The organism is Stenotrophomonas sp. SMYL11 (assembly GCF_036320005.1).
GTDB lineage: Bacteria > Pseudomonadota > Gammaproteobacteria > Xanthomonadales > Xanthomonadaceae > Stenotrophomonas > Stenotrophomonas maltophilia_A.
In genome coordinates, this window is record NZ_JAWIRS010000005.1 from 47,230 (window position 1) to 72,034 (window position 24,805).

A 24,805-nucleotide genomic window follows, 5' to 3' on the forward strand; every position below is an offset into this window, starting at 1 on the left:
GCCGGTACTACCTGCAGTGGCCGGCAACCCGGCACTGGTTACTTCGCGTCCGGGTGCAGTGCGTTGAACCCCACGCGTACCGGCTTCACGCCCTGCATCACCAGCGCGTAGCTGACGTTGTCGAAGGTACGGAACACCATGGCGTGCGCGGCGTATTCGTCCGGCAGCGAGACCCGGCCGGCGCCGGTGCTGAGCGAATCGTCCATGCGCGATGAGGTGGGGTACTTCATGCGGTGCGCCACGTGGCGGCCCGGGCGCCACAGCGAGAACACGGTGCCGTTGTCCACGCCCTGGGCGCGACCTGCGGAAATCGCGATCACATCGCGCGGGCCAGCGGCGGTGAACATGTCGGTGACGGCCAGCACGCGCACATCGACGCCCTCGACACCGGCGGCCGGGACATGGGGGACGAACTGCAGGTCGTACGGCTTGGCCTCGACCGGGACCAGACGGTCGCCGGCACGCACCTCGCGGCCGCCTTCGTTCTTGTCCAGCACCAGGGTGGACGCTTCGACCTTGCCGCCGGCGACATGGGTGATGGTGCCGGTGGCGACCTGGGCCAGCTCATAGCCGAGTACGCCGCGACGGTGGTTGGGGGCGTTGTAGGCCCGCCACAGGTTGCCGCTGCCGGGGGTGACGTCGCCGTTGGCGGTCAGGTCCTCGGTCGGCTTGGGCTGGGCGTAGCGTACGGTCGGGCGGACCACGGCCCAGCGCTGGCCCAGCTGGGCGTCGGCCAGGCGCACGTAGACCGCACTGCCGCTGGTGACGCGCAGGCGTTCTTCCTCCAGGCCGGCCACGTAGGGCAGCTGCTCGATGCTGTCGACCACGCTCAGCTGCTTCAGGAACGGCTCGACCTGGGCCAGCGGAATGGCATCGATCGGGGCTTCCTGGCGCGGGCCGGGCTTGGCAGCGACGGTCACCCGGTCCAGATAGGCCAGGCTGAGCACGTCACCGGGATAGATCAGGTGCGGATTGGCGATCTGCGGATTGGCCTGCCAGATCTCCGGCCACAGCCAAGGCTTCTGCAGGAAACGTGCGGCGATATCCCACAACGTATCCCTTTTTCGGACCACATAGGTGTCCGGGTGCCCGCCATTCACTTCCACGGCGGTAGCATAGGCAGCCACGGTCAGCATCGCCGCGGCGACGACCGTACGAAAACGAAGCAACATAGGTGTGAAGCCCTGATTCCCCAACAGGTCCGCGCACTATAGTCCAGAAACCGGGGCGCAAGGCAAGCGTTGGAGCTAGAATCTGCGACGTATGCCGGCGTGCCGGCCCCCTATCCGGAAACAGCCATGGCCCTTCTCCCCATTCTCGAGTTCCCCGATCCGCGCCTGCGTACCAAGGCTGCGTTGATCGAAGCCGCCGAAGTCACCACGCCGGCCTTCCAGGAACTGATCGACAACATGTTCCTGACCATGTACGACGCCCCGGGCATCGGCCTGGCCGCCACCCAGGTGGACGTGCACAAGCGTTTCATGGTCATCGATGTCAGCGAAGAAAAGAATGAACCGCATGTGTTCATCAACCCGGAAATCGTCGCCAAGGACGGGGGCCGGGTGTACCAGGAAGGCTGCCTGTCGGTTCCGGGCATCTTCGCCGACGTGACCCGCGCCGATACCATCACCGTGAAGTACCTGGACCGCAACGGCCAGGAACAGCAGCTGGAAGCCGGCGAAGTGCTGGCCACCTGCATCCAGCACGAGATGGATCACCTGGACGGCAAGCTGTTCATCGACTATCTGTCGCCGCTCAAGCGCGAGATGGTGCGCAAGAAGCTGGCCAAGCAGCGCAAGCACGTGGCGTGATCGCCAATCCGGGCCGCCCTCCGGGTGGCCCGCGCCTGCGCGGCACGCGCGGGCTGTACGGCGCCGGCCGACGGCGCCGTTTTCTTTCCTGCACGAATCCATCCTGCAAGTGGGGTAGCCATGAGGATTGTCTTTGCCGGTACGCCGGAATTCGCGGTGTCGTCGCTGCGCGCGGCTGCGCGCCACCATGAGGTCGTGGCCGTCTACACCCAACCTGATCGTCCGGCCGGCCGTGGCCGTGGCCTGGCGCCGTCGCCGGTCAAGCTTGAAGCCGTGGCCCGTGGCATTCCGGTCTATCAGCCCGGATCGCTGAAGGATGAAGCCGCCCAGCAGCAGTTGCGCGAGCTGCAGCCGGACCTGATGGTGGTGGTGGCGTACGGCCTGATCCTGCCGAAGGCGGTGCTGGCCATTCCGACCCACGGCTGCTGGAACGTGCATGCCTCGCTGCTGCCGCGCTGGCGCGGCGCCGCGCCGATCCAGCGCGCGATCCAGGCCGGCGATGCAAAGACCGGCGTCTGCCTGATGCAGATGGAGGCCGGCCTGGATACCGGCCCGGTGCTGCTGCACCAGGAGCTGCCGATCGCGGCCACCGATACCGGTGGCCAGCTGCATGACAAGCTGGCGGAACTGGGCGCGCAGGTGCTGTCCGACGGCCTGGGCCTGCTGCGGGCCGGCATCAAGCCGATCGCGCGGCCGCAGCCGGAGCAGGGCGTGACCTATGCGCACAAGCTGGACAAGGCCGAGGCCCGTCTGGACTGGGCGCTGGATGCAGGGGCGCTGGCACGCACCGTGCGCGCCTTCAATCCGTGGCCGATCGCCGAGGCGACGCTGGCTGGCGAGCGGGTGCGCATCCATGGCGCGGTGGCGCTGGATGAGGCCCACGGCCAGGCGCCGGGCACGGTGCTGGCGGCCAGCCGCGATGGCATCGACATCGCCTGTGGCCAGGGCGCACTGCGCCTGCGTGTGCTGCAGCGGGAAGGTGGCAAGGCGATTACTGCGGCCGACTACCTCAACGCCCGCCGCGATCTGCGCGTGGGGGCATAAGCGGTGTCGAAGCAGAACGATTTCTCCGTCGCCAAGGCGGCGCCGGGCGCGGCCACGCGCATGCTGGCTGCACGCGTGCTGGCACAGGTGTTCACCCGTGGCCGTTCGCTGAAGGCCGAACTGGCCTGGGCGCTGCCGAAGCTGGCCGACAGCCGCGACCGCGCGCTGCTGGAAGCCCTGTGTTTCGCCGTCCTGCGCCGCCGCAGCACCTATGACGCGGCGCTGCAGTCGTGGATGCAGAAGCCGCTGTCGGCGCGTGATGCCGATCTGCGCACGCTGCTGATGGTCGGGTTCGCCCAGCTGGACGTGCTGGAGCTGCCGGCGCACGCGGCGCTGTCGGCTACCGTCGATGCCGCGCGTGCACTGGGTCGTGAGCGCCAGGCGGGCCTGGTCAATGCGATCCTGCGCCGCGCGCAGCGCGAAGGTTTCCCGGAGCAGCCTGCGCGCGATGCCTTCCCGGAATGGCTGGCCGATGCGGTGGAACGCGATTGGCCGGCACAGGCCGACGCGATCTTCAGCGCCAGCCTGCAACCGGCGCCACTGTGGCTGCGCGCCAACCGCCAGCAGGGCGGTCGTGACAAGGCACTGGCTGCGCTGGCCGAAGCCGGCATTGCCGCAGAAGCCAGTCCGCTCAGTGCCGACGCGTTGCGCCTGGCCTCTCCGGTTGCCGTGAATCAGCTGCCCGGTTTCGCCGAGGGCGCGATCTCTGTGCAGGACCTGTCGGCGCAGTGTGCTGCCGATGCGCTGGCCCCGGTGGCCGGTGCCCGCGTGCTGGACGCTTGTGCGGCACCCGGCGGCAAGTCGGCGCATCTGCTCGAGCGCGACCCCAGCCTGCGCCTGCTGGCGCTGGATATCGACGCGCGCCGTCTGGCCCGTGCACGCGATACCTACACCCGTACCGGCGTGGGCGAGCATGCGCAGACCCTGGCGGCAGATGCCAGTGATCCGGGCGCCTGGTGGGATGGCGTGCCGTTCGACGCGATCCTGCTTGATGCGCCGTGCTCGGCGACCGGCGTGATCCGCCGCCAGCCGGATGTGATGTTCCACCGTCGCGCCGAAGACATCGATGCGCTGGTCGGCGTGCAGGCGCGCCTGCTGGAAGCCTGCTGGTCGATGCTGCGCCCGGGCGGCGTGCTGTTGTATGCCACCTGTTCGATCCTGCGCGCCGAGAACATCGATCAGGTGCGCGCGTTCCTGAAGTGGCATCCGGATGCCGTGGCGCAGCCGCTGGGCGATGCATTCGGCGTGGATTGCGAAGGGGTGGCGCGCCAGCGGCTGCCGGGTGAAAACGATGCTGACGGTTTCTTCTACGCGCGTCTGTTAAAAGCAGCCTGACCCCCGCTGCCGTTTCGAGTCCCATGCTGAAAGCCCACGCGTCGCGCCAGACGTGGTTGTTGGTGGTGATGGCCTTGCTGGTGCTGGGGGCCGGCCTGGGCCTCCGTGATCCGTGGCCCTCGGATGAGCCACGTTTCGCGCTGGTGGCCAAGCAGATGGTCGACAGTGGCTACTGGTTGTTCCCGCATCGCGGCCCCGAGCTGTATTCGGACAAGCCGCCGATGCTGATGTGGTTGCAGGCGGCGATGTACAGCCTGGTCGGCCACTGGCGGGTGGCGTTCCTGCTGCCCTCGCTGCTGGCCGCGCTGGGCACGCTGTGGTGCGTGGTCGATCTCGGCCGCCGCCTGTGGACGCGGCAGGTGGGGCTGTACGCGGGCTGGGCACTGCTGTTCGCGCTGCACTTCACCTTCCAGGCGAAGAAGGCGCAGATCGATCCGCTGGTGGTGCTGTTCATCACCCTGGCCAACTACGGCCTGCTGCGCCATCTGCTGCTGGGTCCGGCCTGGCGCTGGTGGTGGCTGGGCTGGTTCTTTGCCGGCATCGGTGTGATCACCAAGGGCGTAGGCGTGCTGGCGCTGATGATGATCGCGCCGGCGGCAGTCGCATCCGTGCTGCACTGGCCGCGGGTACGCCTGCACGTGCGCGACCTGCGTTTCTGGCTGGCACCGTTGGCCTTCCTGCTGGCGGTGTCGTTGTGGCTGGCGCCGATGCTGCTGGCAGGCTTCGCCACCGGTTCGGAGCCGTACCGCGCCTACATGGACGACATCCTGTTCCGGCAGACCGCGCGGCGCTATACGCAGTCCTGGGACCATCACCAGCCGTGGTGGTACTTCCTGGCGATCATGCCATCGATGTGGATTCCTGCGTTCCTGCTGCTGCCCTGGGCGCTTCCGGCCTGGTTCCGGCGGCTGCGCCGGCGCGATGCGCGCTACCTGCTGCCGTTGGCCTGGTGGCTGCTGGTCGTGCTGTTCTTCTCCCTTCCGCACGGCAAGCGCGACGTCTACATCCTGCCGGCATTGCCGATGTTCTGCCTGGCGCTGGCGCCGTTGCTGCCCGGGCTGCTGAGGCGACGCGATGTGCAGCGCGTGCTGGGCGCATTCACCGCGTTGCTGGCACTGGCGCTGGGGCTGGTCGGTGCGCTGGCGCTGCTGGGTGATCCGGGTTTCGAAGTGCGCCTTACCCATGGCCGCGGGTTGCTTCCCGGTGCCACCGATGCGCTGGCCTGGGCGGCGCTGGCGATGGCGGTCTGGTCGGCCTTGAGCCTGTGGGTGTGCGGGCGCCAGCGTCGGCACGTTGCCCTGGTCTCTACCCTGGCAGGAGTCTGGGTGCTGTACAGCCTGGTCGGTTATCCGGTGTTGAACGACTCCAGCTCGGCCCGTGGCCTGATGCGTGAAGTGAGTGCACGCATCGGCCCGCAGGCCGAGCTGGGACTGGTGGCATGGAAAGAGCAGAACCTGCTGATGGCCGATCGCCCGGCGGCCACCTTTGGATTCCAAGCACGTTGGCATCAACAGCTGCAGGCGGCCGTGCGCTGGCAGCGGCTGGTTCCGCAGCAACGCTGGCTGCTGGTGAACGAGGATGCGATGCAGGCCTGCATCGATCGTGCGCGGGCCGAGATGGCGGGCATTTCCAATCGTCGCCGCTGGTGGCTGGTGCCTGCCGATGCGGTCGCCGGCGACTGCCGGCCGTCAGTGGCGGAACTCGAGCACGAGCGCCGCCTGCAGGGGCCCGGCATCACCGATTGAGCGTTCGGGGAGCGTGGCTCAGGTGCTGGCCAGGGCGGCGTGATAGCTGGCCAGCGTGGCGTCGGCGAATGTCTGCAGGCCGAACTCCCGCTGTGCATGGCGGCGTGCTGCGCGGCCCTGTTCCGGCAGTGCATCGCGCTGTGCGTACAGCGCCTGTACCTGGGCGGCGATGGCGTCGATGTCGCGTGTGGCAACCACCCAGCCATCGACGCCTTGTTCGATGTTCTCCGGCAGGCCTGCGTAGTCGCTGACCAGCATCGGCTTGGCGCTGGCCATCATCTCGCGGCAGGCGAAGGAGATCGTCTCGACGTCATGGGACAGTACGAAGCCAGCATCGCCGGCCGCGATCAGGACGCGGGTATCGGACAGCAGGCCGGTGAAGTGCACCTGTGCGGCCACCTCGCCCAGCGCCTGCACCTGTTCGCGCTGCTGCGCGCTGGGCAGGTGGCCGGCCACGGCCATGTGCACATGCGGACGCACCGCATCGGGCAGCCGTGCGATGGCCCGGGCCAGGTCGATCCAGCCCTTGTAATCGTCGGTGCCGGCATTGCTGACCAGCACCAGCGCCTGTGGATCCTGCGTCCACTGCTGGCGCAGCGCGCTGCCCGTGCCGGCCGGCTGCGGTGAGTAGCGCTCCAGGTCAACGCCATTGCGGACCACGTCGATCGGGCAGCGACGGTACGGGCCTTGTTCCAGCAGGCGCTTGGTGTCGGCCGAGACCGCGATCAGCCGATCAGTGGCCCAGCGTGCGCGCAGCGCATTGCCAAAGGTATTGGTGGGTTTGCTGTTGTGCTTGGTCAGTACGATCGGCGGGCGGCGCATGCCCAGCAGCCCCTGCATCACGAAGCGGTGGTCGCGTGCACCGTTGACATGGATCAGGTCGATGCCTTCATCGTGGACCAGCCTGCGCAGCGCGCGCTGTTCGGCCAGCTGCCGGGGCAGCGTTGGCAGGCCGCTGCCGAACGCAATCGGCAGTGTGCGGGCAATGCCTTCATCGGCCATGGTCCGCAGCAGGCGGCTGTCGGCCGGTGCGGCGACGTGGAGCGTGTGCTGGCCGTGCAGCGCACGCGCCAGCGAGACGATGTACGTGGTGTGGCCGCCACCGTCGCCGTAGTGGAAGTTGGTGTACAGGATTTTCATGGGGGGTCTTCAGGCAACGCCCACGCAGTGTGACACAGCGTGGTCAAGGCCGGTCCGCGGAAGGCGCCGGGTCGGCCACTGCCTGTCCATTGCCCAGCATCCACAGCATGATGGTCTTCTGCCGCACGTAGTTGGCGCGGACGTAGGCGTAGACCAGGCCGTGCCAGCCGTCGCGGAAGCCGCCACGGAACAGGAAGCCGCGCCAGAACCGCCAGGCCGGCGCCAGCACCAGCTTGCCCAGCGTGGCCCGCTTGCCGCGTGCGAACTCGTGCTCGGCCATCATCCGCGCGTACTTCTCGGTCTTGGCCAGCTGCTGCTGCAATGACCGGTACGGATAGTGGATCAGGTCGCCGCGCAGGGGGCCCACACTGCCGTCGACACTGGCCGCCTCGTGGATCTCGCGCTTGCCGCGCCAGCCGCCCCGGCGGCGGTCGAACAGGCGCATCACCCGGTCCGGGTAGGCATTGCCATGGCGCAGGAACTTGCCGAAATACTCCGACAGGCGGGCGAAGCGGTAGCCGGCGTGGCCGGCGAAGCCACCGTCGCGGGCCTGCTCGATGGCCGTGCGCAGCTCGGGGCTGATGCGCTCGTCGGCGTCCAGGCACAGCACCCAGTCGTGGCTGGCCTGCTCGACGCAGAACGCCTTCTGGCTGCGGAAGCCCTCGAACCGGCGCTGCAGCACGCGGGCACCGGCGGCCTCGGCGATGGCTACGGTGGCATCGGTGGACTGCGAGTCCACCACCACGATCTCATCGCAGAAGGCCAGCGAGGCCAGGCAGTCGCCGATGCGCCCGGCCTCGTTGAACGCGATAATGCACGCCGAGATGCGAGGCCGTTCGATGGGAGCGGTCGTGGAGGACATGATGGCCGGGTACCTGTTGTTTGCGACGGAGCGCTATGCGCTGCCTATTCTCGCCCCGTTGGCGCAGGCCTTGCACGCGTCCGGGCAGGAGGTGGCGGCCTGGTTCAGGGACGGCGCGGCCGGCAGCAGCCTGCCGGGGGTGCCCAACGTGGGCCTGAAGCAGGCCCTGGCAATGCGTCCGCGGGCGGTGTTCAGCGCGGCCAACTGGGTGCCGACCTTCCTCGCCGGGGCCAAGGTGCAGCTGTTCCATGGCTTCAACGTGGAGAAACGGGACAGTGCGCGCGGCCACTTCCGGGTGCGCGGCATGTTCGACCTGTACTGCACGCAGGGGCCGGCCACCACCGCACCGTTCCGTGAGATCGCCAGCCTGCAGGGTCACTTCGCCGTGGCCGAGACCGGCTGGCCGAAGCTGGACCCGCTGTTCCGCGATGACGGAGGCGAGAGTTCCGCGCTGCGCGCACCGGCCGGCGACCGCCCGGTGATCCTGTTCGGTTCCACCTTCACCGAGCGGCTCAGCGCGGCCCCGCACCTGCATGCGCAGATCGCCGCTGATATCGCCGCCGGTGACCACTACTGGCTGCTGACCCTGCACCCGAAGTGCCCACCGGAACTGTTCGAACGCTACCGCGCGCTGGCCGGTGCCAATGCCCGCTTCATCGAGCCGGAGCAGGTGATGGCCGCGCAGCGCGCCGCCGATGTGCTGGTGTCGGATACCTCGTCGATCGTTTCGGAGTTCATCGTCCAGCACAAGCCGGTGGTGACCTTCCGCAACCGCGTGCCCAAGCCGCACATGATCGACTTCGATGATCCTGCGCAGCTGCAGGCGATGCTGCAGCGCGCGCTGCACCCGGATGCAGCGTTGCAGGCGGAGATCGTGCGCTACGCCGACGCCATCCACCCCTACCGCGACGGCCTGTCCAGCGAGCGCGTGATCACGGCCACCGAGGATTTCCTGTCCGGTGAAATGGGGGCGCTGCGGCGCAAGCCGTTCGGCAGCTGGTTGCGCGACCTGCAGATCCGCAAGGACCTGGGGTATTGGGGCCCGTCGCAGCGTTGACGGGGGCGACAGGTCTACCGGGTGGCGCCCACCGGGTAGCGCCGACTGGGTAGAGTCGACTGTTAGTCGACTGCACTTCCATCGGCCGCGGAAAACCCCGCGCTGCGCGCGACAGTCGACTAACAGTCGACTCTACCTTGGGGCGGCCACGCGCCTGGCGTCACCAGCGCAGCTTGCGCCGCGCCAGCGCCGCGGCCAGTTGATCCATCACCTGTTGGGCCTGTGCCTGCGGCAGATGATGCAGCGTCAGCGCCACATCACCATGCGCGCCGGCGGTATCCAGCTGCAGGCTGCTGGTGCCCAGCAGTTTGTCCAGCGGCGAGCGTTGCAGGCGCAGGCCCTGCACCTTGTCCAGCTCGGCCCAGCGCCACCAGCGCTTCCACCAGCCGCCGCGCACCGCGACATAGTGTTCGTCCAGGTACCAGCCCATGCGTGCCATCTGCCGGTGCGCGACCAGCAGCGCCACTGGCAGCCACGCCAGCACCAGCAGGCCCCATGGGCCCCAGCGCCAGTACGCGGCCGCAGCCAGCAGCGGCACCAGCACCAGTGCGCCCAGGCACAGCCGCCACCAGCCGCGCTGCGGAATGGACTGCCATTGCAGCGGAGGCCACTGCAGCTGCGGGAGCAGGTGCTGCACCAGCTGCTCACAACGTGTACTGGACGCCAGCGGCGCGAGCTCGCGCAGGGCGCGGTCCTCATCGCGCGCAGGGCCACCGGCGGCACTGTCGATGCGCAGCTGGCGCAGCCCGAACCAGCGCTGCAAAGTACCTTCGCGCAGCGTCCAGGCCTGGATGCGCCGGCGCGCCACGCTGCTGCGGGTGCGGCTGAGCAGGCCGGCCGACACGGTCAGGCGTCGGTCCTGCTCGCTGAGGGTGAAACCGTGGTAGCGCAGCAGCGTCAGCACCACCGACAGCACGCGCAGCGCCAGCCAGCCCAGCAGCAGCGCGGCAGCCAGCAGCAGAAACGCGCCGGTCACGCCGGGGTGCAGATGGCTGGCGTAGCCGAAGGCTTCGCGTCCACCGCGCTGGAGAGCATCGTCCATCACCGGCCGTGGCACGGTCTGGAACAGCACGCCGAACGCGGCGATCGCCAGCGCCCAGCCGCGGTTGGAGAGCAGGCCCATGCGTACCACGTCCCAGCTCGACAGGCGCAGCAGTACCTGCTCGTTCTCAGTGGCGGTGCTGGCAACCTGGTCGGGCTCGGCGATGCCGGCGGCCTGCGGCGCCTGCCCGCGTTGGCGGACCAGCCGTTCCAGCGCCAGCGCCTGGTCCAACTTCAGCACCCGCATCTCCGCTTCCGGGCGCACGCCGCCGGCCGATTCCAGGCGCAGCTCGGCCACACCAAACAGGCGGTGCAGCGGGTTCTGTCGCACTTCCACGTTGTGGATGCGGGCGAACGGGATCTCGCGGCGGTTGCGTGCCAGCAGGCCACTACGCACGGTGATCGCATCGCTGCCGATGCGGTAGCGGTAGCTGAGGTACTGCAGCACCGACACCAGCACCAGCGCTGCGATCGCCGACAGTGGGATCAGCTGCGCCCACATCGGGTCGCGGTCGCCGCGCTGGCCGAACACCAGCAGCGCGACCAGCGGCAGGAAGTAATGGCGCAGCTGCATCAACAGCACGAACAGCCACGACCACGGATGCAGGCGGTGGTCCTCGCCACCAGTGGGCAGCGCTGCAGGCAGAGGCGGTGGCAGGCTCACAGGGCGTCGGCGTCCTGGTCGAGCTGGTGGGACAGGGTATCGCGCAGGCGCTCGGCATCCGCCTCGTCCAGGCCGCTCACGGTGACCGCGCTCATGCGGGTGCCGGCGGTGTGCACGATCAGCGTGGCCAGCCCAGCGCGGCGTTCCAGTGGTCCGCGGCGCAGGTCCAGGTGCTGCACGCGCGACAGGGGAATGCGGGTTTCCAGCTGCCACATCAGGTCACGGCGCAGGCCCAGGCCCTGTGCGTCCAGCCGCCAACGGGTGCGGGTCAAGCGTCGGCGGCCGAGCCAGGCGCCGAAGACGATGCCGATCAGCAGCCCGAGGGCGGCCGTCCACAGGCCGCCGGGTAGATCGAAGAACCACCATGCAGCAGCCAGCGGCAGGCCCGGCACAAACAGGCCGCCGAAGGCACCTTCCAGTGCGGCCAGCCGCGCGGCGCGGCGCGGCAGCGACTGCCAGGCATCGGTGGTCGGAGCAGTAAGGGGAACGTCGGTCACGCGGGCTCCGTCAGGTGGCAGGGCGGGCGGTGGCGGCCGTGGCCGCACCGCGCAGACGGTAGCAGGTCGGCTGCGTTACTGGGCAGCCTGGATCAGCGCGTCCACATCCAGCATGTGGCCGGCACGATCGGCCTTGGTACGCAGGTAGTGTTCGTTCTCGGCGGTGATCTCGCCGGTGACCGGAATGCAGTCCAGCACTTCGATCCCGGCATTGCGCAGGCGCTGCGCCTTGGTCGGGTTGTTGCTGAGCAGGGCCACGCGCGAAATGCCCAGGCCGCGCAGCATCGCCACCGCGCTGCCGTAGCGCCGTTCGTCGGCGCCGAAGCCCAGCTGTGCATCGGCATCGATGGTGTCCAGGCCGTCATGCTGGTAGCCGTAGGCACGCATCTTGGCGGCGATGCCGGTGCCGCGTCCTTCCTGGTCCAGGTACAGCAGCACGCCGCCGCCCAGTTCCTTCAGCTTGCGCAGGCCGCGCCGCAGCTGGTCGCCGCAGTCGCACTTGAGCGAGCCGAACAGGTCACCGGTCAGGCACGAGGAGTGCACGCGCACCGGCACCACGGCCGACAGGTCCGGCTCACCGACGATGATCGCCACCTGGTCGCGCTGGGCCACGCCACCGCGGAACACCGCGAAGGTGGTCATGCCGACATCGCGCAGCGGTACCGGCGAACGCGCCACCAGTTCGTAATCGTGGGCCGCATGGGCCGCGCCTTCGGCCAGATCGCACAGGGCCACCTCGGCGGCACCATCGAAGGTGCGGTCATCGGCATCCAGGCGCACCGCCACCATCGCCGGCAGCAACAGGCCGAGGCGGGCCAGTTCCACCGCGCCTGCATCGAAGGCGTCACCGGCGCTCCAGCCGTCCGGCATCGGGCCCGGTTCACGCAGGTAGCCCAACGAGGGCAGGGCATCGAAGGCAACACCGGCCAGCGGCAGGCGCGCACCTTGCGGGGCCTCCACGCCAAGCACGCGGGCGCGGGTGGCGGTCAGGAACAGGTAATGCCGCTCGCGGGCGGCATTGGCGAAGGCAGCGAAGCTGCTGGCCGTGGCGCTGTCCAGCGCGATCACCGCCAGGCGCTGGCCCTGGCCATCGTGGAGCAGCACCGGGCGACCGGCGCGCAGTTCGGCCACCGCGCGCTCGCAGCGGATCGCGGCCGGATCGCCGAACAGGGAGGAAGCAGCAGACATGGCAGGACCGGGGGAGTCGGACATCGCAGTCTCTATGGGGGCGCCGGCGTCGTATTCAACGTGGTGCGGCCGCCGGTCGCAGGGGCCGGATGGGCCTGGGTGCGGCGGCCTTCAGTGCGGATGCTCTTCGGTCGCGTAAGGGTCTTCCTCGCCGCTGCCCGGTGGCCGCAGCGTATAGCGCTTGTAGGTCCACTGGTACTGCGCCGGATCGCGGCGCGCAATGCGCTCGATGCCGGCATTGAGCGCGGTGGCGGCCACCTGCGGGTCCGGGTCGGCCACGGCGGGGTCGGTTGGTTCGATGTGCAGGGCGAATTCCATGTCCGGGCCGATACGCTCGCACCAGCCATACAGCACGGTGGCGCCGGTGCGCTCGGCCAGCCGGTTGACCAGGGTCATGGTCAGCGCCTGCACGCCGAAGAACGGCACGAACACACCATCGCCGGCCTTGGGCTGCTGGTCGGGCAGGATGCCGGTGGCACCGCCGTCCTTGAGCACCTTGAACAGCTGGCGCACGGCCGGGCCTTCAGCGCGCACCTGCTGTACGTTCTGGCCGCCCCGCACCAGCTGCAGGAAGGCATCGCTGGCCTCGTCCTCCGGTGGCTTGTAGACGATGGCGATCTGCCCGCGCGAGGCCAGCCACTGGTTCAGCAGCTCCCAGTTGCCGAAGTGCGGCGCCGCCACGATCACGCCCTTGCCGCTGGCCAGGGCGGCGTCGTACAGGGCCTCGCCGTGGCGCTGCTTCAGGTGCAGGCGCAGGTTGTCCGCCGGCGCCTGGCTCCACAGGCGCAGGGTCTCGATGGCCTGCAGGGCGGTGGAGCGCAGCAGCTCCCGATGCAGGCGGTCGCGCGTGGCGCGGTCCAGGTCCGGGTAGGCCAGCTCCAGGTTGCGTCGGGTGACGCGGCTCTCGCGGGCGTTGAGATTGATCCACGCCCACGCCAGGGCGCGCGCGAATCCCCGCAGCAGCGGCCAGGGCAGGCGGGCGAACAGGGTGGTGGCGCGGTAGACCAGCCGGGCTTTGCGTTGCGGATTCATCGGCGCCAGTTTAGCCAAGGGCGCTGCTATCGTGGCCGGCCCATTCATTGGAAGCCCGCAGATGCTCGTCCTGATCCAACGTGTCAGCCAGGCCGCCGTCCATGTCGATGATGAGGCGGTGGGGCAGATCGGCCCGGGCCTGCTGGCGCTGGTGGGCATGGAGCCGGGCGATACCGAGGCCCAGCTGCGCCGCATGGCCGAGCGACTGCTGGGCTACCGGGTGTTCGCCGACGAGGCCGGGAAGATGAACCGCTCGCTGCGCGACACCGGCGGCGGCCTGCTGCTGGTCAGCCAGTTCACCCTCGCGGCCGATACCCGTTCGGGCATGCGGCCCAGCTTCACCAGCGCCGCATCGCCGGACGAGGCTGAACGCGGGTTCAATCGATTTGTCGGGATCTGTCGTGAAAATCACGCGCCAGGGGTGGAAACGGGCCGATTTGGTGCCCATATGGTCGTCAGCCTGGTCAATGACGGTCCCGTGACCTTCCTTCTCAGGCCCTAGGCCGCCGGGACCACCGCCCGGCAGGCCGGGCCCCGGGCTGGTATAATGCTACGTTCCCTATTTCTCCCTAGCCGGTGGCGCGAGCACTACATGGCCAACGAACGTCCTGCCCAATCCGAAATCAAGCAACTGATCAGCAAGGGCCTGGAACAGGGCTACCTGACCTACGCCGAAGTCAATGACCATCTGCCGGACGACATGGTCGACCCGGAACAGATCGAAGACATCATCGGCATGATCAACGGCATGGGCATCGATGTCCATGAAGTTGCGCCGGATGTGGAAACCCTGCTTCTCAACGACGGCAACACCGGCAACCGCGAAGTCGATGACACCGCGGCCGAAGAAGCCGCCGCCGCGCTGAGCGCGCTAGACACCGAAGGTGGCCGTACCACCGACCCGGTGCGCATGTACATGCGCGAAATGGGCACCGTCGAGCTGCTGACCCGCGAAGGCGAAATCGCCATCGCTAAGCGCATCGAGGAAGGCCTTTCGCAGGTCCAGGCTGCTCTGGGCCAGTTCCCGGTTTCGGTCGAGTCGCTGCTGACCGATTACGAAGCCCACAAGGAAGGCAAGAAGCGCCTGGCCGAAGTGATCGTCGGCTTCAACGACCTGGCCGACGAAGAGCCGGCACCGCCGCCGGCCGCTGCCGATGACAGCAGTGATGCGGACGCCGAGGGCGACGAGGACGAGGACGATGATGTCGAGGGTGGCGAGGAAGAAGCCGCACCGACCGGTCCGGACCCGGAGGAAGTCGCTGCGCGCATGCAGGCGCTGAGCGATGCCTTCAACGCCTTCAAGAAGGCCGCCACCAAGGGCGACAAGAAGAACCTTCCGCGCCTGCGCGAAGAGATGTCGGCGGTGTTCGTCACCCTGAAGCTGCCGCTGCCGCTGACCGACGTGCTGACCAAGCAGCTGCGCGACACCATGGCGTCGATCAAGGCCCATGAGCGCCGCGTGCTGAATCTGGCGACCGTCACCGCCCGCATGCCGCGCAAGGACTTCATCCGTTCCTGGGAAGGCAACCAGACCAACCTGGAGTGGGTGGAAGACGCACTGAAGCGCAAGCAGAAGTGGTCTTCGGCCCTGCGCGAAGTGAAGGACCAGATCATCGCCGAACAGCAGGCGACGATCGACATCGAGAAGCTGACCCAGCTGGACCTGGAAGAGCTGAAGGAAATCAGCCGTGCCATGGCCTACGGTGAAGCCAAGGCGCGCAAGGCCAAGAAGGAAATGGTCGAGGCCAACCTGCGCCTGGTGATCTCGATCGCCAAGAAGTACACCAACCGCGGCCTGCAGTTCCTCGACCTGATCCAGGAAGGCAACATCGGCCTGATGAAGGCCGTGGACAAGTTCGAGTACCGCCGCGGTTACAAGTTCTCGACCTACGCCACCTGGTGGATCCGCCAGGCGATCACCCGCTCGATCGCCGACCAGGCGCGCACCATCCGTATTCCGGTGCACATGATCGAGACGATCAACAAGTTGAACCGCATTTCCCGCCAGATGCTCCAGCAGTACGGCCGCGAGGCTACGCCGGAGGAGCTGGCCAAGGAAATGGACATGCCGGAAGACAAGATCCGCAAGGTGATGAAGATCGCCAAGGAGCCGATCTCGATGGAAACCCCGATCGGCGACGACGAGGATTCCCATCTGGGCGACTTCATCGAGGACACCAACGTGGAGTCCCCGATCGAGAACACCACCAACATCAATCTGTCTGAAACCGTGCGCGACGTGCTGGCCGGCCTCACCCCGAGGGAAGCCAAGGTGCTGCGCATGCGCTTCGGCATCGACATGAACACCGACCACACCCTTGAGGAAGTCGGCAAGCAGTTCGACGTGACCCGCGAGCGCATCCGCCAGATCGAAGCGAAGGCCCTGCGCAAGCTGCGTCACCCGAGCCGCTCGGAGCAGCTGCGCAGCTTCCTGGATATCGATTGATATCTGGCGGCTGTTGAAGCGTTGAGAGAAACCCCGCTTCGGCGGGGTTTTTCTTTGCCCACCACATTCCTGTAAAGCCGAGGCTGTGCTCGGCTGAGACTTATAATTACGTAACAAACAATGTAACAAATACCCGCGTCGAAACTAGCTCTTCGTGAAGATGTCCATTATTTTCAAGCGCATAGGTGTACGACGAGCTTGCGGTCCCGATTTTTTGATGCTAATTACGTAACAAATTTCGTATTACGTAATGCATATGCCACGTGCTCAACGCCCACAGGTACTGGATCTGATCGCCCAGCTGGCCCCCGGCCAGCCGCTACCTGCCGCGGCGCTGGCCGCGCGTCTGGGGGTGGACCGGATGGCGCTCAGCCGGCTTGTGGCCGCCAGTGGCCCGCAGGTGGTGCGCATGGGCAGCACCCGGGCAACCGCCTATGCGCTGCGGCGGCCCACCCGGGCCGGCAGCGAATGGCCGCTGTACCGGCTGCGCGAAGATGCGACGCTGGAGGAGCTGGGGCGGGTAATTGCGCTGGTAGGAGGCGGCTTCCACGTCGATGCCGGGCCTGACTGCCCGAACCTGCGACGCGCGCCCGAAGGTGACGTCGCCGCCTTCTTTCCTGACTTGCCGTGGTACCTGGATGACCTGCGACCGCAGGGATTTCTTGGTCGCAGCTTCGCCCATGGCCGTGCGCAGGCGCTCGGCCTGCCAAAGGACCTCAAGGGCTGGCAACCGGACGATGTCTTGATGGCCCTGGTAACCGCCGGCGGGACTGAAGCGGGCGATCTGCTGCTCGGTACCGCCGCCGTGGAGGCGGCGATGGAGACGTTGCAGGTGCCGATCGATCGGGTTGCGGCCGACGATCGTCTTGCACAGTATCGCGAGCGTGCGCGTGCTGCGCTGGACGGAGAGGACGTGGGCTCCTCGCCGGGGGGCGAGCAACCCAAGTTCACCGCCACCGTAGAGGCCTACGGCAGGCGCCGCTCGGTCCTGGTCAAGTTCGCGCAGCCCGATGAAGGCGCCGCCGCCCAGCGCTGGAGCGATCTGCTGGTCTGCGAACATCTGGCGCTTGAGGCCCTGCGCGAGTCCGGACAAGCCGCGGCGTCCAGCGAACTGCTGCAGTCGCCCACGCACACCTTCCTGGAAATCGAGCGCTTCGACCGCACGCCCGATCTGCTGGGGCGGCGAGGCCTGGTCTCGCTGCTGTCGCTATCGTCTGCGTTCACCGGCGAGGTCACCCCGGCGTGGCCGGTTGCAGGCGCCGAACTGCGTGATCAAGGCTGGCTGACGGCCGACACCGTGCAGGCGATGGGCCGACGCCACGCGTTCGGGCGGCTGATCGGCAACAGCGACATGCACCACGGCAACATCGCCTTTTACTTCATTGATCGCGGCCCGCTGCCGTTGGCGCCGGTCTACGACATGCTGCCGATGTCGCTGGCGCCGTCAAAGCTGGGCGTGTTGCGCGCGGACGAGCCGCTGTCGCCGGTCGCGCCGCTGGGCAGTGGTGATCTGCAGCATCTGCGCTGGGCGGCACCGGTGGCTGAAGCATTCTGGCAGTGCGTGGCTGTTGACGGGCGGATCCAGTCGCCGGCAATGCGGTCATTGGCGGGGGCGAACGCCGAGCGGGTGCGGGAGATGGGCGCGCGGTTTGGGTGAGCCAGCTGTTGCGCAAGCCTGGGCGCTTGACGTTGCACAGCAATGGCTGAGGGTTTTTCAGTGTGTCCTGGCGCCGGCGGGTAGCCGGCTGAGCGCAGGCTCCACTACACTGTGACGCTGCGCCGGGCCTATAGCTCAACGGTTAGAGCAGGGGACTCATAATCCATCCCAACCCCGTTTCGTGGTGTCGCTGGATCTCTCCGTTCCCCTCAGAAATCAGCCTTTTTCAGGCGTATCCGGTGCATCGCTGTTTCAGCCGATAGCACCGGATACGCCGGATTTTCCGACACAGTTACACCGGAATTACACCGGTCGTGGGGTCGCCTTTGGGGTTATGCGATTTCAAATCGCAGATGGCCGATCCCTTAAAGCACGCTCAATGGCGTGATTTCTGCAAACCTCAATTTTGAGGTTTGTTGGCAAGTGGCTGATTTCAAAGAAAAGCTCAAAATTGCGCTCTGTCCTGCACTCCCCACTTTTGGGGAGTGTGTGCAAAAGTGCGTGGACCCCACCTTTAAATCACCCTCTTTCCGGTGATTTACCGATTGAGCGATGCCCGCAGTGCGCTGCTGCCGGATGCCCGTACGCCCTGCGTCGTGACGGCCTCGAGCCGGTCCAACCGATCCACCACCTGCGCGAGCAGGGCATTGCTCTGCTGCACCGCCGCCGTGGTCGCGGCCTGCGCCTTGTTGTCCACCACCAGGTCGAACACAGCGCGCGCGAAGTTGTCCGGCAGCGCCTCGATGGTGTCGGCCAGCTCGCCCATGCCGACGCCGCCCTTGTCGAGGTCGCCCACCTTCATGCCGTCGATCAGGCCCGTCACCTTCCCGTAGAGGCTGTTGTAGTCCTGGCCGCTGGCGTAGAGGTTCCGACCGAAGCCCAGCGCCGCCTGTGCGGCCGCCTGCGCCGCGCTGCTGTCGCCACCCGACACAGCCCGCTCCAGCTCCTGCATGGTCTTCTGCAGTTTCTCCTGATCGGTCAGAGGCGACAGGTCGCTGACAGATAGCCCGTAGCTAATGGCTTTCCTGTCCTTGTCGATCTGCGCTTGCAGCTTGCCCATGTTGGTGGCGCGCAGTGCCTCGATCTTGGCCAGGTCCTCAGCGCGCGCGCCGGACAGGCCCAGCGCCTTTGCGTAGTCGTTGGCCGACTTCACCTGTTGGCGGTAGGTGCGCTCGATGCTCAGTGCCTGCTGCTGGTAGGCGGTCAGGTCGCCCGTGAGCAGCTGCGTGGACACGTCGGCCATCAGGGTCGAGTAGTTGCCCAGCAGGCCCGACACCTTGCTGATCTGCGTGGCCAGGTCCGTACCGGCAACGCCGGCCAGGTCCTGGAAGTAGTCCACCGCCTTGTTCACCTTGTCGATCTCCAGCCCGTTGAGTGCCCGGCCCAGCTCGTCGGCGTTGCCCACGGCCAGTGCGATCGATGCGCTGAGCGCGTTGAACACGTCCGATGCCTCGAAGTAGCCATCCAGCTGACCACCGAACCCTGCAGCCTTCACCGCCTCAGTGAACAGCCGGTCGGTCATGTCGCCCAGGTAGGCGGCCAGCTGCTCCTTCGCCTCGGCCGAGTCTGCGGATAGGGTCAGCTTGCCCAGCGACACCTTTACCCCCGCCAGCTGCTGCGAAAGGTCCACGCCCAGCTGCTTGGCCAGGTCCGTGCTGGCGCCCCGCACCTGCCGCGCCGCCATGTCGAACGTGCGATCGATGCCCGGATCCAGTGCGCCGAACTGCGTCCACTTCTTGTCGCTGCGGAACAGGCCGCCCTTGGCCTTGATATCGGCGTAGCTCTGACCGTCGAAGCCGCCGAAACCGTAACTGCCGGTGATGCCCTGACCGGTGACCTTGGGCGCCTGGCGCCCGAACAGCTTGGCGTGGATGCTGGAGCCGGACAGGATCGAAGCAACCTTGTCGTTGAAGCCGATCCCCCGGAAGGCTTTATCGGCCAGGCCGACAGCGCCGGCCGTCGCGATCTTGCCCGCCCAGCTCTCACCGTTGGAGATGTTCCAGCCTTGGTCGAACAGTTGGGCGTTCTTCATCATGCCCGCCACGATCCAGCCGATGATCGGCACCGCCGCCGCGGCGGAGCTTGCCGCGCCGGCCCCGGCACTGGCGCCGGCACTGCCGCCGCCGATCAGGCCCGAGAAGTTGGAGCCGGTCATCCCGGCCATGCTGGTCACGTCACCGAAGCCCGTGAGCGTCCCTGACGCAGCGCCCGCCGAGCGGCCGAAACCGAACAGGCCTTGGCCCTTCGACAGCAGGCCGGCCACCGTGCCCGCGTTCTGGCCGCCCGCCGCCGAGCCGTTGCCGCCCAGCACGCCCAGGACGCTGTTGAGGCTCATTCCGTTGCCGCTGCCGAACCCGTTGATGCTGTCTAGGATGCGGGTTTGAATCGGGATCACCAGCTTTTGCTCCAGCAGCTGGCGCGCAATATCGCGCAGCCCCTGCTTGGCCACGTCCTTCATGTCATCCCACATGCCCGACCAATCGCGCAGGCCGCCCGCGACGAAGTTGGCCATAGCGTCGGCGGTGTCGCTGACCAGGTAAGTACCCACGTCGGCCCACTGCTGCAGGCTGGCGGCGTACTTATCCGCGTCGATGCTGGCCTGAGCCGCAGCGCGCGCCTGCGCCATGAGCGAGGCGCTGAGGTCGGCGGTGATGCCCGCGCCGGCCGCGTTCGCCTCGTTGATGGCCTCCTGCATGTCCCGCTGGTTCTGCATCTCCCGGCGTGCGCGCTCCCGTGCAGGCCCGATGAGGCGCAGCATGTCGAGTTCGCCGCTCATGGTGTCCAGCAGCGCCTGCGGCGCCCGCTTGCGCTTGTCCAGCTCGGCGGTGGTGGCCGCCAGCTGCGCCGCTGATTCCTTCTCCAGCATGTTGAAGGCAGCGCGCGTGATGTTGCCGGCGGCCAGCTCCTTGTTCAGTTCGGTCAGGCGCTGCTTGTGCTTCTGCTCGGCCTCGGCCAGCGGGCCGGCCATCGTGGCAGCAGCCATGTCCGCCTCTGCGGTGTAACGGCGCAGCAGCTCGGCCTGACGGTCGTACGCCGCGTTCCCGGTCTTCGCTGCGCTGCCCTTGCTCGTTGGCTTGCGTTGCTCGTAGGCGTCCGGCGTGGCTGGCAACAACGCCCATTCGGGCATGCGCTCCGATCCCTCCAGCACAGTGACGCCGGGCCGCCTGGTGGTCTTGGGCTGCATCGCCTTCCAGCCGTTGTCGGCATAGGCCGTGCCTTGTGCGTACTCGTTCTTGAAGCCCTCCCAGCCGCCACCGCCGAACGCGTATTGACCGGTCGCCAGCTTGAACGCGGCATGGCCTTGCTTCTCGACACCCACCAGGCCGCCCCGGATGCGGTCGAAGAAGTCCACGACGGCGCCGCCGTCCCGCACCGCGTCGGTGACGCCCCGGATGGCACCGGAGAGAGCGTCGGCCGCTTCCTTCGCGAAGTTGCCGTTGACTGCCACCGCGTCAAGCTGGTCGGTGAAGTCCTGCAGGGCAGGCATGATGCCCGATACCACCTGCACCTTCATGCCTTGCAGGGACAGCTCCGCCCGGTTGGTCACATCACGCATGCCCAGCATTGCCTGCGTCAGCTGCACGTCGATGATGCTGCCTGCGGCCTCCGCCGCGTTGCCCATGCGGTTGAACTCGGCGCTGTTGTTGCGCAGCAGCGGGATCAGCATCGCCGAATCGCTGGCAATGGCCTCCATGTAGCTGGTCAGCTCCGACTGCGAGAGGTTCGCCTTTTCCAGACTCTTGAAGTACAGGCCCAGGGCGTCGGGGCCGGACAGCCTGCGGAAGCTCTCGACGGTGAGGCCGCTGCCCTTGGCGATGTTGTCGAAGAAGTCTTTCATCTCGCCGCCGCCCGTTTGGGCGTAGTCGCCGATCTTCTCCTGCACGTCCTTGAAGATATCGGCCAGCTTTTCCTGGCTGATACCCACTGTGCGGGCGCCTGCGGCCATGCGCTGGAAGTCCTGCGAAGTGGTTCCGGAGAGCTTGCCCAGGCGGTCGTACTCCACGGCCAGCTGCCCAACCTGCTTGGTCCAGGTGAACACGGCCGTGCCAGCAGCAGCGGCAGCAGTGCCCAGCGCCGCGCCCGCAACGGTCGCGATGCGCGTCATGGAGGCTTGGATCTGCGTGGCCTTTTGACCAGCAACATGCTCGGCCCGGGTCATGCCCTTTTCAAAAGAGCCCGACTTCATCAGCAGGTCGACGGTGAGGGTATAGAGGGACATTCGGGCAATCTCCTACTGCCGCAAGGGTTTATTTGCTGATTTCCATTTGCTGAATTGTTTTTTCAGCAGGTTTTTTTTCCACGCGTGCGGGGGGGCGCGGTCTAGATCCGAAGGGGTTTGAACCTTTCGCCTCCCCCTGGACCGACGAAGGCCCTTGCGGGCCTTGTCGGGGGCGCTCAGCGGGCTAAGAGTTCCGCCGCGCCCTGCCGGTGTTGTTGCGGACACCGCCGGCTGGTCCTGGCCTGTGAACCTGCAGGCCCACCCTCACTCAGTCCGCAGCCGGTCGCACGCCAGTGATGACGGTGAACTGCTGCGGGTAGTTGATGACCACATCGGCACGGACGTGGCACAGGAAGCCGATCTCGCCCGTCTTGGCGTACGCCTCGCGCAGCAGCTGGATCGACAGCGCTTCGCGCATCAGGAAGTACAGGCCGCTGAAGTTGCCAACGAAGATTTCGCTGGCGTCGGTGGCCGTGCCAGCTTCTACGTCGGTCGGGAGCTGGCTGGTCGGCACGAAGGACATGCCGTCGATCAGGCGCGGGCGCTGGAGCGGCTGGCCGGTGGTGTCGGTCAGTCCCTCGAAGTCCATCAGCGTGCGGGTGGCCATGATTGCGGCAGTCGGCGCCGGGGCGTTCACGTCGATGATCGAGCCATAGGCATTCAGCAGCGGACGGTAGCTGCCCAGGGCCGCGCCATTGGCGCCCAGCGACACGGTGTTGATGCCCGCCGTATTGCGCAGGCCGCGCGGCTCCGGCGCGGTGCCCGAGCCCAGCAGGCCAACCCGGTCCAGTTCCTTGGCGAACGCCTGCGCGATCACCTGGCGCAGCGCGCGATCCACGTCCGAGCCATCGGCCAGCAGCTCGCGCGACACGCGCACGATGCAGGCCAGGCTGCGCGGGGTGGACTGCACCGAGCGCAGGGTGGGCTGGCTCTCGCCGATGTTGCCCAGCTCATTGCGCCAGTTGGCAGTGGGCAGAGTGTCGATCGCCGCGGTGGACACCGACTTGGCGCCGTAGCCCATCGGCACGATGCCCGCACCCGCCTGCAGCAGCGAGGACGCCGGGACCAGCGCGGACAGAATGCCCGGCATCACCACGTCCGGGACAGCGTAGCCGCCTGCGCTGTCGGTGCCGACTGCGAGCGAAGCCATCACGGCCTCGGTGCTGCTCATACCGGCCACGCCGCGCATGAAGTCGGTCAACGTGGTTTCGACAGCGCGCGGCTTGTCAGCGTCGTCGCGGCGGCTGGCGTAGTACGCCCGGAATTCTGCCGGAGTGCGCAGCACCTTGATGCCGCCGCCGTCCAGGTCAGCCTCCGGAGAATCGTTGTCGCTGCGGCCGTTCATTTGCCACGCGGCCAGCGCAGTGGTGTTCTCGTCCACCTGCTGGCGCACAGCGTCCACGTCTGCGGTGTGCTTGGCCTTGAACTGGGCGAAGGCATCGGTGAGCTTGAGGACAATGCCGGCCACGTCGGTCGGCTCGGCCTCTGCACGTACGGCCTGGATGCCGCGTGCGATCTTGGTTGGCTTGGTCATGCTGGGCTCCTGTGTAGGAGTCCAGTGTCTTTTTCAGGCTCAGTCGCAACCATCAGTTATCGTGGGGTTGCGTGGAGTTGTGTGGCCGAATCTATTGCCTGTGCGCCTCAAGCCAGCGCGCGGCATCGATCAGCCTATAGGTGATCTTGTGCTTGCCGCCGCCGAGCGCGTAGCTCTCCGGTGCTGTGCCTTCCCTGCGCTTGTTCGCCAGCGTGCCAGGCGCAATGCCAATCAGCTTGGCCAAATCAGCCTCGCCAACGCGCCCATCAGCGCTGATCCACATTCCGTGATTCTCTGCCTGCTGGCGTAGCAGCGTTGCGGTCGAATCTGCGCGCCCATCCATTGTGGCGATGAGTGCGTCCAGGCCTTGTGCCCGTAGGCTATGCGGCTTCAATGGTTCCTCCTTTGGGGTCGTCCGGCCAACTGTGGATGCGCGAAGAAAGGGGGGCGCGCGTGTCGCAGCGAGAGGGGCGGAAACTTTTCCCTCCCCCGGCCGTGGTGGTGAACGTCGTGCACTGGTGAACGTGGTGCATCGGGTGCAGCGGGCGCATGGGGTGCGCCCCATTCCCCTTCGCTCGGTGGTGCAGTGAGGCGGAGAGCGGGTGAATCAACAGCGCAGGAGCAACAGCGCCAAGCGTCCGCTGCGCTCCCGCTTGGTAGATATCTATAAGGGGGGCCCCTGAGGGGTGTAAAAAGCGGGCGATTTGCCTGTATTTGCACCCCTCAGGGGTGTTTATCGACTGGCTCATGCTGCTTTTGCACCCCTCAGGGGTGTTACGTGGTCCCCTGAGGGGTGTTGAGATTGCGATTCTGTTTGCACCCTTGAGGGGTGTTGAAGATGCGTTTTGCGCCAGTCGTTGCGTGGAGGGCCCGCAGCGATCTCCAGGTTCTTGCCGGGGCAGCGATCAATACCTACCCAGGTGAGCGCGTACAGATGGCATTGCTTCTTGATGCCGTGTCGCGTCTGCACGATGAACCCCGCCTCCTCCAGCTGGGCCAGCAGCTCCTTGCTCTTACTCGCAGCACACACGCCAGCGCCTTCTACCATCGCCTTTGTGGCGCTGAGGTCGCCGTTGTTGCGCCCGTTGTACTGCGCGGCCAAGAACAGGAGCATCTTCATTGCCGCCCCGCTGAGAGCGAAGAAGGCCGGATGCCGCATCATCGAGTGGGGCAGCCGAACGAACGTGTCGCTCGACTGCCGGCCAGTGATCTTGCGGCGATTCCTCTCAGCTGCCATGAGGCGTGACCACGTTGGTGACCGCGCGCAACCAGTCCGCCCCAGCGCGCGCCGCCCGCGTCATGATCCATTCGCGCACGCGGGCATCAGATGGGTTGCCTCTATGCTGCAGGGCGCAGTCACCGCACAGCACGTAGGGGAGGGATGCCCACCCGAACTCCCGCTCCACGCGATGGAACGTGCCGAACACCGGCAGCAGCGGCTTGCCGCAGCAGTCGCATGCGATGGGTTCAACCGCAGGACGGCGGCTCATGGCGCGCGCTCCTGTCGGCGGGGTGGGGCGCGATCGATGGCAG

General features: G+C 67.2%; 20 protein-coding genes. 8 read left to right on the forward strand and 12 right to left on the reverse strand.

Annotation, left to right across the window (positions count from 1 at the left end; translation table 11 throughout):
• Positions 1 to 38: 38 nt before the first annotated feature.
• On the reverse strand, positions 39 to 1,172 hold the full coding sequence (locus V3B46_RS09980) for a LysM peptidoglycan-binding domain-containing protein (RefSeq protein ID WP_329891829.1): 1,134 nt from the start codon (positions 1,170 to 1,172) through the stop codon (positions 39 to 41).
• A gap of 126 nt (positions 1,173 to 1,298) precedes the next feature.
• Between V3B46_RS09980 and def the strand changes: the two genes are divergently transcribed.
• The 4 genes from def (at position 1,299) to V3B46_RS10000 (ending at position 5,935) form a co-directional block, all read left to right on the forward strand.
• On the forward strand, positions 1,299 to 1,811 hold the full coding sequence (gene def / locus V3B46_RS09985; RefSeq protein WP_008267110.1) for a peptide deformylase: 513 nt from the start codon (positions 1,299 to 1,301) through the stop codon (positions 1,809 to 1,811).
• A 120-nt stretch (positions 1,812 to 1,931) separates the two neighbouring features.
• Positions 1,932 to 2,855, forward strand: a complete 924-nt coding sequence (fmt, locus tag V3B46_RS09990) for a methionyl-tRNA formyltransferase (RefSeq protein ID WP_329891830.1) — start codon at positions 1,932 to 1,934, stop codon at positions 2,853 to 2,855.
• A gap of 3 nt (positions 2,856 to 2,858) precedes the next feature.
• Complete coding sequence (gene rsmB / locus V3B46_RS09995; RefSeq protein ID WP_010481181.1) at positions 2,859 to 4,190, forward strand: 16S rRNA (cytosine(967)-C(5))-methyltransferase RsmB; 1,332 nt, start codon at positions 2,859 to 2,861, stop codon at positions 4,188 to 4,190.
• A gap of 23 nt (positions 4,191 to 4,213) precedes the next feature.
• Positions 4,214 to 5,935: an ArnT family glycosyltransferase gene (locus V3B46_RS10000; protein WP_329891831.1), complete on the forward strand. Its 1,722-nt coding sequence runs from the start codon at positions 4,214 to 4,216 to the stop codon at positions 5,933 to 5,935.
• Positions 5,936 to 5,953: 18 nt separating this feature from the next.
• Here the strand turns inward: V3B46_RS10000 and V3B46_RS10005 are convergent, their stop codons facing one another.
• On the reverse strand, positions 5,954 to 7,075 hold the full coding sequence (locus tag V3B46_RS10005; RefSeq protein ID WP_329891832.1) for a glycosyltransferase family 4 protein: 1,122 nt from the start codon (positions 7,073 to 7,075) through the stop codon (positions 5,954 to 5,956).
• A 43-nt stretch (positions 7,076 to 7,118) separates the two neighbouring features.
• Positions 7,119 to 7,937 carry a glycosyltransferase family 2 protein gene (locus V3B46_RS10010; protein ID WP_329891833.1) on the reverse strand — a complete coding sequence of 273 codons (819 nt, stop codon included), beginning with the start codon at positions 7,935 to 7,937 and terminating at the stop codon, positions 7,119 to 7,121.
• Between V3B46_RS10010 and V3B46_RS10015 the strand changes: the two genes are divergently transcribed.
• On the forward strand, positions 7,936 to 8,994 hold the full coding sequence (locus V3B46_RS10015) for a CDP-glycerol glycerophosphotransferase family protein (protein WP_329891834.1): 1,059 nt from the start codon (positions 7,936 to 7,938) through the stop codon (positions 8,992 to 8,994). The genes V3B46_RS10010 and V3B46_RS10015 overlap by 2 nt on opposite strands.
• Before the next feature lie 160 nt (positions 8,995 to 9,154).
• Here the strand turns inward: V3B46_RS10015 and V3B46_RS10020 are convergent, their stop codons facing one another.
• From V3B46_RS10020 to V3B46_RS10035, 4 genes are all read right to left on the reverse strand, one after another.
• Positions 9,155 to 10,699, reverse strand: coding sequence for a PH domain-containing protein (locus tag V3B46_RS10020; RefSeq protein WP_329891835.1), 1,545 nt, complete (start codon positions 10,697 to 10,699; stop codon positions 9,155 to 9,157).
• Complete coding sequence (locus tag V3B46_RS10025; RefSeq protein WP_329891836.1) at positions 10,696 to 11,196, reverse strand: PH domain-containing protein; 501 nt, start codon at positions 11,194 to 11,196, stop codon at positions 10,696 to 10,698. The genes V3B46_RS10020 and V3B46_RS10025 overlap by 4 nt, the downstream gene beginning before the upstream one ends.
• Positions 11,197 to 11,271: 75 nt before the next feature.
• Positions 11,272 to 12,408, reverse strand: a complete 1,137-nt coding sequence (gene ribA, locus V3B46_RS10030; protein WP_329891837.1) for a GTP cyclohydrolase II RibA — start codon at positions 12,406 to 12,408, stop codon at positions 11,272 to 11,274.
• A gap of 87 nt (positions 12,409 to 12,495) precedes the next feature.
• Positions 12,496 to 13,416, reverse strand: coding sequence for a lauroyl acyltransferase (locus V3B46_RS10035; RefSeq protein WP_489686287.1), 921 nt, complete (start codon positions 13,414 to 13,416; stop codon positions 12,496 to 12,498).
• Between the two features lie 61 nt (positions 13,417 to 13,477).
• On the opposite strand from V3B46_RS10035, the gene dtd reads away from it, so the two are divergent.
• The 3 genes from dtd to yjjJ all read left to right on the forward strand — a co-directional run bounded on the left by dtd (position 13,478) and on the right by yjjJ (position 17,519).
• A complete protein-coding gene (gene dtd, locus V3B46_RS10040) occupies positions 13,478 to 13,918 on the forward strand; it encodes a D-aminoacyl-tRNA deacylase (RefSeq protein ID WP_154264547.1) in 441 nt (146 codons plus the stop codon).
• A gap of 90 nt (positions 13,919 to 14,008) precedes the next feature.
• Positions 14,009 to 15,862 (forward strand): RNA polymerase sigma factor RpoD, encoded by a 1,854-nt coding sequence (rpoD, locus tag V3B46_RS10045; protein WP_154264546.1) that lies wholly within the window; start codon positions 14,009 to 14,011, stop codon positions 15,860 to 15,862.
• Between the two features lie 256 nt (positions 15,863 to 16,118).
• A complete protein-coding gene (yjjJ, locus tag V3B46_RS10050; protein WP_329891839.1) occupies positions 16,119 to 17,519 on the forward strand; it encodes a type II toxin-antitoxin system HipA family toxin YjjJ in 1,401 nt (466 codons plus the stop codon).
• A gap of 538 nt (positions 17,520 to 18,057) precedes the next feature.
• Here yjjJ and V3B46_RS10055 read toward each other — a convergent pair.
• From V3B46_RS10055 to V3B46_RS10075, 5 genes are all read right to left on the reverse strand, one after another.
• Positions 18,058 to 21,738, reverse strand: a complete 3,681-nt coding sequence (locus V3B46_RS10055; protein WP_329891840.1) for a phage tail protein — start codon at positions 21,736 to 21,738, stop codon at positions 18,058 to 18,060.
• 268 nt (positions 21,739 to 22,006) lie between these two features.
• The gene (locus V3B46_RS10060; protein WP_329891841.1) at positions 22,007 to 23,272 is read right to left on the reverse strand and encodes a phage major capsid protein; all 1,266 of its coding nucleotides are present in this window, start codon (positions 23,270 to 23,272) and stop codon (positions 22,007 to 22,009) included.
• Positions 23,273 to 23,363: 91 nt separating this feature from the next.
• Positions 23,364 to 23,666: a hypothetical protein gene (locus V3B46_RS10065; RefSeq protein WP_235642134.1), complete on the reverse strand. Its 303-nt coding sequence runs from the start codon at positions 23,664 to 23,666 to the stop codon at positions 23,364 to 23,366.
• A gap of 351 nt (positions 23,667 to 24,017) precedes the next feature.
• The gene (locus tag V3B46_RS10070) at positions 24,018 to 24,509 is read right to left on the reverse strand and encodes a hypothetical protein (RefSeq protein ID WP_329891842.1); all 492 of its coding nucleotides are present in this window, start codon (positions 24,507 to 24,509) and stop codon (positions 24,018 to 24,020) included.
• Positions 24,499 to 24,762, reverse strand: coding sequence for a hypothetical protein (locus tag V3B46_RS10075; protein ID WP_329891843.1), 264 nt, complete (start codon positions 24,760 to 24,762; stop codon positions 24,499 to 24,501). The genes V3B46_RS10070 and V3B46_RS10075 overlap by 11 nt, the downstream gene beginning before the upstream one ends.
• Between the last annotated feature and the right edge of the window lie 43 nt (positions 24,763 to 24,805).